Below are 10,255 nucleotides of genomic sequence, written 5' to 3'. Positions count from 1 at the left end.
GCCTGCTCGCGATGGGTACTTCAAATGATCATGCATATCAGAGGCAAGTTAGCTGTGCCCGCACTTGCTTCGACAGCTGTTCGGCAATTTGCAGCAACTGCGCCAGTAACGGCTCGTCGTCATCCATGTACCCCTCATATTCCGCCAAATTGCGTCGTTCATGGCACAGTGCTAACAGCCGTACCTCGACCCTGTTCACATCGGCGGTATGCACCAGACACTGAAAAACCAGATAACGTTTATCGGACCGATATCCGCTCAGGCGCAATGCAGTCAATGCAATGGCATGAGCGGCGTTATAGGCCAGGTCGAAGCGACCGGCGAACGATAATGACGCCGTTTGTGCATCCTTGAGACGATCTGCTGCCGAGCGCATTAACCCTTCGCACTCCCTGCGATCTGGTGGTTCGGCTTTTAATCCACCACTACGTAACAGATTCTCCAGATTCTCGTTGCCGCCCATCCGTGGACTCCAACAGGCTCGCGCCCATCAAGTTGATTTTGTCCTGCTGCGCTACACGCACGACGAAGCTATTCTCGGCGGACAGTTTTGTCATCCAGTCGTCAGGGGTGTACAGCGTCGGGTTCAGGGGGCGGCCCAGCTGTTCTTCCAGAGGTAAAAGCCGCTCCATCACGTCACTGTAGTTCAGGCCCTGACCGATCAACATGAGATCAATGTCACTGGATGCGTTTGCCTCGTCCTTGGCAACGGACCCATAGATGAATGCCCAGATGAGCTGACTGGAGAACGGCTGCAGTGCATCACGAACAGGATCGGCAATGCCAAATGTCTTGCGGGTGATGCCCAGCAACTCGGCATAAATTGGACAGTCGGGATTGGCCTGATAGTGAATCTGATTACCCTGCCGGAACATGGTCAGCACACCCGCTCGCTGCAGTCTGTCCAGTTCTCGTACGAGGCTACCTTTTCCCATCTGTGCCCATCGAGCGATCTCATTGGTGTAGAAACTGCGCTCAGGTTTCCCGAATATCAGCCCCAGCACCTTTTGCTGGGTAGCCGTAAACAGAGCATTACTCAGGGAAAGCGTATTCACGGCAACCACCTATCGGTCCCAAAAAAGGAACGATAGGTCCCTTTTTGGGAATCTTCAAGACTCAGCCCAACCCCGCCGCCGCCAACATCTCTTCCACCCCCAACAAATCCGGCACCTTCGCCACCTGGTCAGCCACCTGCACCGCCGCTTTTTCCAACGGGCACAACGGCACATCGACATAGCTCAACTGGCTGTCGAGCTTGTAGGAGCGCGGGATGCCCTGGACCAGCATGGCGATGAATTTCAGTTCCGGGCGGCCGCCCAGGGCGTTGAGGACGACGATACGGGCGCGTTCGCCGATCACGATCTTGTTGCCACAGGCCGACTCGAAACTGATCAGCGGTATCTGCCGGTTACGCCAGGTGACACGACCCAGGTACCACGGTGGCGTGTCGAGATCGAACGCGCCGGCCTGGTAGTCGATCAACTCGGCGATCGCCACGTTCGGCAGGATCAGCGTGCGGTCGGCCAGGGGCAACAAAAGCCCGGTCAGGTTGCTGGTGCGGTGTTCAAGCATGGGTTTTGCTCCACAACGCGATGCTGTCGAGCAACACCGATTCCTGGTAGGGCTTGCCAAGGTAGTCGTTGACGCCAATCGCCATGGCGCGATCCCGGTGTTTCTGTCCGGTACGCGAAGTAATCATGATGATCGGCAGATGCCGCAACCGTTCGTCGGCGCGCACCTGGGTGGCGACTTCAAAACCGTCCATGCGCGGCATCTCGATATCCAGCAGCATCAGGTCGGGCATGTGATCTTCGAGCAACAGCATGGCATCGACACCGTCTTTGGCCGTCAGCACGCTCATGCCGTGTCGTTCGAGCAAGCGGCTGGTCACCTTGCGTACCGTGACCGAATCATCCACCACCAGCACCAGCAACGGCTTGTGCGCCTCGGCCTCGCTGACCTGTCCTGGCGCGCGTTGCGCCACCCGCGCCTGCATGGCGCGAATGGGGGCCAGCAGGTCGAGAATCAGCACCACCCGGCCGTCGCCAAGGATCGTCGCACCCGATAACCCCTGGACCGCCGCAAATTGGGGGCCAAGACTTTTCACCACGATTTCCCGGGTGCCGGCCATGGCGTCGACCTGCACGGCGACGTGACGTTCATTGCATTGCACCAGCAACACCGGCAACGGCTGGCTCTGGCCGAGCAGTTTCGGGCGAGAGCCGGTGTTCAGCAGTTCGCCCAGGTAGCACAACTCATAGCGCTGCCCGGCGTACTGGTAAGTCGGCGGATCGAGTCGGTAATGCTCTTCGAGCTCAACGGGCAGCACACGCACGATGCCGTCGATGGTGTTGAGCGGGATCGCATATTGATCCTCGCCACAGTGCACCATCAGCGCGCGGTTGACTGACACGGTGAACGGCAGGCGAATGCGAAAATGAACGCCCTGCCCCGGCACGGACTCGATGCTCATGTTGCCGCCCAGTTGCCGGACCTCTTCATGGACCACGTCCATGCCCACGCCACGCCCGGATATCTGGGTGATTTTCTCGGCAGTGGAAAACCCTGGCTGCAGGATGAATTGCAGCACGTCGCGATCGCTGAGGTCGCTGTCCGGGGACAGCAAGCCGCGCTTGATCGCCTTGCGCCGCACCGCGTCCAGCGGCACGCCGGCGCCGTCGTCGCGAATGTCGAAAATCATGTCGCCGCCTTCCCGGGACAGGTCAAGGGTAATCCGTCCCTGCGCCGGCTTGCCCGCTGCCACGCGCGCCTCGGCCGACTCAAGGCCATGATCGACGGCGTTGCGCAGCATGTGTTCCAGCGGCGCCGCCATGCGCTCCAGCATGTTGCGGTCCATCTCGCCCTCGGCATTGCCCACGACGAAGGCCACGTCCTTGCCCAACTCACTGGCGACCTGGCGGACGATGCGTTTCAGGCGTGGCAGCATGCGCTCGAAGGGCACCATGCGCGTGCGCATCAGGCCTTCCTGCAATTCGCTGTTGATGCGGCCCTGCTGTTGCAGCAGGTTCTGTGCATCCTGATTGCGCCGGTCGAGGGTTTCCTTGAGGTCGAGCAAATCCGAAGCGGACTCGAACAGCGCCCGCGACAGTTGCTGCAATTGCGAGTGACGATCCATTTCCAGGGGGTCGAATTCTTCGTAGCCCGAACGCTCGGCATCCACTTGCTGGCGGCTGAGAATCCGCCCCTGGGTTTCCGTGTCGAGCCGGCGCAGTTGATCGCGCATGCGCTCAATCGTGGTTTCCATCTCGTTGAGCGTCACGTGCGCATCATTGGCCTGCTGTTCGATGCGGCCATGGAAAATTGAGGTTTCCCCGGCGAGGTTGACCAGATCGTCGAGCAGTTCCGCCGAAACCTTGACCATGTCGGCGCCGGCATCGGCCGGTGGCACGGGCGTCTCGACCTTGGGAGCCACCGGTACAGTGGCCACCGCTTCCTGCGGATGACTGAAGTTGCGGATCGCATCGATCAACCGATCTGCCGGCGGCAGCGGTTGCCCGGCGCGGGTGGCGTCGAGCATTTGTGCCAACCGGTCATGGCTGCCCTGCAACAGGCCGAACAATGCGTCGGTGGGTTTCAACACGCCGGCCGACAAGCCTTCATAGAGGAATTCCAGCTCATGGGCCAGATCGCCGATGGGCGCGATTTCCACCATCCGCGCGCCACCCTTGAGCGTGTGCAGATCGCGCAGCAGGGTTTCCACTTCCTGGCGGTTCGAAGGTTCGGCCTGCCAGCGCACTAACGCTGCACCGGAATTCTCGATGATGTCGAAGCCTTCCTCGAGGAAGATTTCGAGCAATTCCGGATCATGTGCCGACGACTCCTCAACCCGTGTCGGCTCGGCGACTTCGGGCGCGCCGGCCTTGCCCTGGCGAAATTCGCGGATGGCTTCGATCAGCTCTGCCGGATCGCTCAACGGTTTTCGGGTCTGTAACTGCTCAAGCAGTTGCGCGAGCCGGTCATGGCTTTGTTGAAGCAGCAGCGCCAGTGCCTCGGCGTGGTTATAGCGACGATCTACCAGCCCTTCATAGAGGCTTTCCAATTCATGGGCGAGATCGCCAACCGGCTCGACCTCGGCCATCCGCGCACCGCCCTTGAGCGTGTGCAGATCGCGCTGCAATGAGAGCAGCGGTGCGGCGTTTTCCGGATCGTCCAGCCACCGCTGCAAGGCCTGGCCAGCGCTTTCAAGGATGTCCACCGCCTCTTCGAGAAAGATCGTGACGATCTCCTCGTCCACCCCGGCTGGCGGTTCGCTTTGCTCGAGTTGCGCCGTGGCATCACTCAACTCGCGGATGCTCAGACTTCGGCTGCCATCGCTGCGAATCAGGCCCATGGCGGAGGGGTCGAGGCCTTCGTCGAGCAATTCGCGCAAGGCCCGGATCCGTGCAGGCGCCGGGCTGACTTCCTGGCCAGCGGCCAGTTCGTCGAGCATGTTGATCAGCGCTTCATGGGCGCCTTGTGCCTCGTGGAAAAACCGTTCGCTGACGGCCAGACTGCTTTCTTCCACCGCGCCATACAGGTCGAGCAAGGCTTCGCAGAGTTCGTCCACCGGGTGCAGGTCGGCCAGGTGCGCACCTTCTCCAAGGGTGGTGAGTTCATCGAGCAACGCACTGAGTTCCTGGCGTTCGCCGGGATGCTGCTGCCAGCGCTGCAACAGGCTCTCGGCGTCCAGCAGGATATCCATGCCCTGGGCCAGAAAGTTGTTGATCAACTGCGGGTCGCGCCTGGTTCGCTGCGCCGCGCTAGGAGTGGTCAACGCGGTTTCCAGCCGCTCGGCCAATATTGCTCGGGCTCGCTGGACCAGTGAGGCGGCACCGGGAATCGGTGCCAGTGGATCGACCTTCAACTGCCGCAAGCCAACCCGGAACAGGCCCTCGGCCTCCAGCAGCAATTCGACCTCGTCCAGGTCCAGGGCGATCAGGTGCGCCTTGTACTCACGGGCCAACATGTCCAGTGGCACCGCCAGCTCGTAGATAGGCTGCACGCCAGCCATCGACGCGCTGCCCTTGAGCGTGTGCAACGCGCGTTGCAGCTCGTCACTGGCGGGCAACGGCACGTGCTCGGCGGCCTGGTCGAGGTAACGATCAAGGCTGGCCAGGTGGGTCTCGGCTTCCTTGCGGAAGATCTCCAGCAACAACGGGTCCAGCGCTGCAACGTCCTGAACGTCTTCATCGGCCTGCGGCTCGTCGCCTTTGGCGAGGGCGTGAGCGCGGGCGGCCAACTGGTCGACGTCGGCGCGCTGTCGCTGGGCATGAGCGGCGTACTCCTCGATCAGGCCCGGCAACAACTCCAACACATCCCCAAGCAGCTTTTGGACCTCCGGGCCGGGCTGAACGCTGTGCTCCAGCACACGGTTGAGCAGGTTTTCCACGGTCCAGGCCAGCTCTCCCAGCACCAGAGCGCGGACCATCCGTCCACTGCCCTTGAGGGTGTGAAAGGCCCTGCGCAATTCAACCAGGCTCGTGTCATCGGCAGGATCGGCCCGCCAACGCGGCAAATATTCACGCAGGATGTCGAGGACCTCGTCTGTTTCCTCAAGGAACACTTCACGCAATTCCTCGTCCACCGGCGCTTCGCCGGGGGAGGTGGCAGGAGGCTGCCTGGGGAGCTGAGCGCTGGCGGGTTGACCGCCGTCGAAGGGCTGGTCAGTACATCGGCGAGGGTCTGGACGACGTCGGGATCGTCCAGCTCCTGCAAATCCTGCATGACCTGCGCTTCGCTGGGGCTCAGGACATCTTCGAGTACGGGCACATCGTTTTCGCGAGGGAAAAAGCCGAGCGACGCCAGGCTGGTTTCGGCGACGTCAAGCAACTGTTCGCTGGCCGCCTCGGGGTCGTCGCTCAGACGCTCCAGGTAATACTCGATGCTGGTGATGACGTCGGCCAGGCTGTCCAGTTCCTCCCAGTCAGGTTGCCCCGGCTCTACCAGCAAATGCTCGCGGATAAAGTGATTGGCGGTTTCGACCAGGCTCGCCGCCCTGCCCAGCGCGATCAAAGCCAGCGCGCCGCGCACCTGGGTGAGCAACGCAGGCAGCGGTTGCAGGGTCTGGCGATCCCAGTCTGCATCGATGTAGTCGACGATCATGTCCTTGGCCTGTTGCAGACAGATACGCGCTTCCTTGATCACGATCTGGTGGATCTGCGTCAGGTCGATAGTCGGCAGGGTGTCTTCCTGGCTTTGGGGCTCGACGGTGCCCACCATGCCCGCCAGGGTCGCCTCGACGTAGAGCAAGGCCCCGGCGACATCCATGAGAACCGCATCGTCGGGTTCGCGCTGGCCCTGGACCAGGCTCAGTACCATCGCCAGCTGATCGATAATGACCTTGCGTGGCTGGCCGAAACCGAGCACCGCCAGGGTGTCGGCGATCTGTCGTAACGGCGCGAGCAGGCTGTCGAGGTCAGCGGTGTGCTGGCGGTCGCTGCGCACGAACAGGTCGAGGCGTTCCTTGACCCGAACCAACTCTTCGCACAGCGCGGCCAGGACCGAACGCATCGCATCGCGGTCGGGACCGGCCAACCGCACGTGCTCTTCGTCGGCCATTGCGCTGCCTGGCAGCGCGTCGTCCAGTGCATAGCGATCTTTCATGGTCTGCATTTGCCCGGTAGGGTGTTCCGCCTTGGCGATGTAGAACAGCAGGCTCTTGAACAGCTCCTGCGGCGCCGGCTGGTTGATCGCGGACATGCCCTGTTCGAGCATGCGCTTGAGTTCCTTGTCGGCGTCCTTCAACAGGCTGCGCAAGGCCGGGCTGTTGGCAATCACACCGTCGCGCATGCCTTCGACCAGCGCTGACGCCACTTGCCACAACGGGCCAAGAGGCGCATCGCCGCACAGCCCTTCAAGACGGGAAAACACCTTGGCCAAGTAAGCCAGGTGCGTCTCGTCATCCTGTTCGCGCAGCAACCCGACCAGGGCCATTTGCATCATCTGACGCCATTTGCGCAACACATTCGGCAAGTCCGTCGGTTCCAGCAACGTCAGCGCCTCTTCATCGAGGGGCGGCAGGTCTTGCCATTGCGGAGCGAACAAGCTGGTTTCCGAAAGCAGGCTCTCGCCGCGCAGGCTGCGCAGATCGTTGATCAGTGGCAATACCGCCAACGGCAGGTCGCGACGGGCGCCCTGCACTCGGTCCAGGTAGACCGGTAATTGACCGAGGGCCTGCATCAGCAGATGGATCGCCTCGTCCCGATGGCTGACGCGTTTCTGCCGCACAGCGCTGGCCAACTGTTCCATTTCCTCGGCGAGCAGGGCCGCACCGTAGAACTCGACCATCTGCAGGCTGCCGTGAACCTGATGGATGCACGCCAGGCATTCATCCAGGGCGTGCGTCGCCTGTGGGTCATCGAGCAACGTTTCCATCGCCTGATGAGCCACTTTCAACGTTTCGGCAATCTCGCCCTTGACCCACTCGAGGGCCACATAGTCGTGCCGATCAGCCATAACGACTCCGATCACTGTCCATACAAGCGCGCGTCACACTTTATCCACAGTCTGCGCCTTGGCGGCCGGCAAGGTGAAACCCGACACCGAGCGGCGCAACTGGCTGGCCATTTTCGCCAGGTTGCCGATGCTGTCAGCCGTGGCGGTGGAACCGGACGAGGTCTGCGTAGTGATTTGCTGGATCACGTTCATCGTCAGGGAAATCTGGCCGGCCGACGAGGTCTGTTGCTGCGCGGCGTTGGAGATACTCTGGATCAGCGCCGCCAGGGTCTTGGAGACCCCTTCGATTTCTTCCAGTGCCACTCCGGCATCCTGCGCCAGGCGCGCGCCGCGTACCACCTCGGTGGTGGTCTGCTCCATGGAGATGACCGCTTCGTTGGTGTCGGTCTGGATCGCCCGCACCAGGGTTTCGATCTGCCGGGTCGCGGCGGATGAGCGCTCGGCCAGCCGCTGGACTTCATCGGCGACCACCGCAAAACCACGTCCGGCGTCGCCGGCCATCGACGCCTGGATAGCCGCGTTCAGGGCGAGGATGTTGGTCTGATCGGCAATGTCATCGATCAGGCTGACAATATCGCCGATTTCCTGTGACGACTCGCCCAGGCGCTTGATGCGCTTGGCGGTGTCCTGGATCTGCTCGCGAATGTTGTCCATGCCGTGGATGGTGTTGTGCACCACCTCGTTTCCCTTGTTGGCGATTTCCACCGAGCGCTCGGCCACCGCCGAGGATTCGGCAGCATTGGCCGACACCTGATCGATCGATTGCGCCATGTCGTTGATCGCGGTGGAGGCTTCGCTGATCTGCTGGGCCTGATGTTCCGAAGCCTGCGCCAGATGCATCGCGGTGGCCTGGGTTTCCTGCACCGCAGCCGCAACCTGGCCAGCGGTGAGGTTGATCGTGGCCACCAGATCGCGCAATTGGTCCACGGAATAGTTGATCGAGTCGGCGATGGTCCCGGTGAAGTCTTCGGTGACCGAGGCGGTCACGGTGAGGTCGCCGTCGGCCAGGTCTTCGATTTCGTCGAGCAGACGCATGATCGCGTTCTGGTTGCGTTCATTCTTCTCGGCGGTCTCGCGCAGCTGGCGATTGGTCTCACGCACCATCACCAGGCCGATGAGGATGATCGAGGCCAGGGCCAGCAAACCCAGCACGTAGCCGCCGATGGTGTCGGTGTCGCGCCCACCGGCCAGGTTCTCCAGGCGCACGGCCAATTGCGAGGCTTCGTCCAGCAGGGTTTGTGACAGGCTGAAAATATTGGTCGCCGACTCACGAACCTTGAACAGTTCCGGCGAGGTTTCGAGGATCTCATCCACCGACCCCGAGACGAACTCGAACAGCTCGGAAATCTCGAGCAACCGGGCGCGGGCATCGTGGTCCTCGACCTGGCTGATCTTCAGTGCCGGATTACCCTGCAACATGCCGGTGAGCACCTGGCCGAAACGGGTGGCATCGCGGCCAAACGCATCGGCAGCCTGTTGAGAATTCTCGTCGCCGGACAGCACGGTGTTCACCGCGCCGAGGATCCGCTCAGCCAGCAGCGACTGGCGCTGAGCCATCGCCACCTGTGCAGCCGGGGCGCCCCGCTGCAGGAGGATTTCGACAACCTTTTCGTACTCGATCTGCAACTGCGGAACGGTTTCGGCCAGGGTCGCGGCCACCTGATGCAGGGACAGCACGGTCTGTTCACTGGACAGGATCGCATCGGTGTTTTTCAGCAGGCGCTCCCAGTCCATCTGTACCGCGCGCATTTCCGGGCGCACGCTCGACGGCGCCGGCGGCAGGCCGGTGGCCGGGTCGCCTTTCTTCAGGTAGCCCCAGCGCTGGGCGAAATCGTTGCGCGCATCACTCAGCAATTTGAAGGCGGCCGCCTTGCCGGCGGCCGCCTCGGTCGCGTTCTTGGCGATGCGCTGGGACAGCACGCGCAGCTCGCCGGCGTGGCCGATGTACTGTTTGTCGTACGTGGCCTGCGTATTGAGGTAAGCGAAGTTGGCAAACAGCAGCATGATGAAGATGATCAGCGCGATGAACAGCACGATGATCTGCGATCGGCTGCGCGATCCTTCCGGCCTGCCTGGTTTTGCTTTTGTCATCGGTCCTCGCCCATTTGAACCTCGCCTTTTTGACCTAGCTCAAGACTCCGCTGTGGGAGCGGGCTTGCTCGCGAAAGCGGTGTGTCAGGCAACACAAGTTTCGACTGGCACACCGCTTTCGCGAGCAAGCCCGCTCCCACAATGGGTTCTCTGTTGCTGCAACTACACCGCTACATTCATGAAACTTGCAGACCGCGCCAGCGCAAACAGACTGAACACCCGCCAGTCATATTCACGCTTGAAATGCCCGCTGACGAACTCAGCCTTGGCGCCCTGTCGCTCCCCCACCGGCAGCGGCTCGAAACTGTCCTGCTCGAAGTGCTGCAAACCGCACACCTCATCGACCAACAACCCGGCAAATACGTCCGCATGCTCCACCACCAGCACCCGTCGCTGCTTGCGTACGGGTGAGAGTTCATGACCGAAGAATCCACACAGATCCATCATCGGCAGGAGGCGCCCACGCAGGTTGGCCACGCCCTTGACCCAGGGCTTGACCCCTGGCAGCGGGGTGAACCTTGGCTCGTGGAGTATTTCGCTGACTTCGCCCATCGGCGCGACGTACCAGTGCTCCCCCAAGCGAAAGCCGATGCCACTCCAGCCGTCCTGTCGAGTTGGTTGCGACGGCAGGTCCGCCGCCAGCAGGCGGCAGCGCTGGTCGATCTGCAACAACAGTTCGAAGGCGGTCAGCGACTCGGTCATGGCCGGA

At 61.9% G+C, this 10,255-nt stretch carries 5 protein-coding genes and 1 pseudogene; all 6 read right to left on the bottom strand.

Features of this window, described 5'->3' with window-relative positions:
- Positions 1-37: 37 nt before the first annotated feature.
- The 6 genes and pseudogenes from AB4N64_RS26720 to AB4N64_RS26695 all read right to left on the bottom strand — a co-directional run bounded on the left by AB4N64_RS26720 (position 38) and on the right by AB4N64_RS26695 (position 10,248).
- Positions 38-463, bottom strand: coding sequence for a hypothetical protein (locus tag AB4N64_RS26720; RefSeq protein WP_460120062.1), 426 nt, complete (start codon positions 461-463; stop codon positions 38-40).
- Positions 426-1,055, bottom strand: a complete 630-nt coding sequence (locus AB4N64_RS26715; protein WP_460120060.1) for a transcriptional regulator — start codon at positions 1,053-1,055, stop codon at positions 426-428. The genes AB4N64_RS26720 and AB4N64_RS26715 overlap by 38 nt, the downstream gene beginning before the upstream one ends.
- A 61-nt stretch (positions 1,056-1,116) precedes the next feature.
- Positions 1,117-1,572: a chemotaxis protein CheW gene (locus tag AB4N64_RS26710; RefSeq protein WP_460120058.1), complete on the bottom strand. Its 456-nt coding sequence runs from the start codon at positions 1,570-1,572 to the stop codon at positions 1,117-1,119.
- A pseudogene (locus AB4N64_RS26705) lies at positions 1,565-7,455 on the bottom strand (Hpt domain-containing protein). The gene AB4N64_RS26710 and the pseudogene AB4N64_RS26705 overlap by 8 nt, the downstream one beginning before the upstream one ends.
- A 33-nt stretch (positions 7,456-7,488) precedes the next feature.
- Positions 7,489-9,546, bottom strand: coding sequence for a methyl-accepting chemotaxis protein (locus tag AB4N64_RS26700; protein ID WP_460120056.1), 2,058 nt, complete (start codon positions 9,544-9,546; stop codon positions 7,489-7,491).
- Positions 9,547-9,708: 162 nt separating this feature from the next.
- Positions 9,709-10,248, bottom strand: coding sequence for a chemotaxis protein CheW (locus AB4N64_RS26695; protein ID WP_460120054.1), 540 nt, complete (start codon positions 10,246-10,248; stop codon positions 9,709-9,711).
- Positions 10,249-10,255: the final 7 nt, after the last annotated feature.

The organism is Pseudomonas sp. S2_C03 (assembly GCF_054668405.1).
This window is presented reverse-complemented; position numbering and strand designations above follow the sequence as displayed.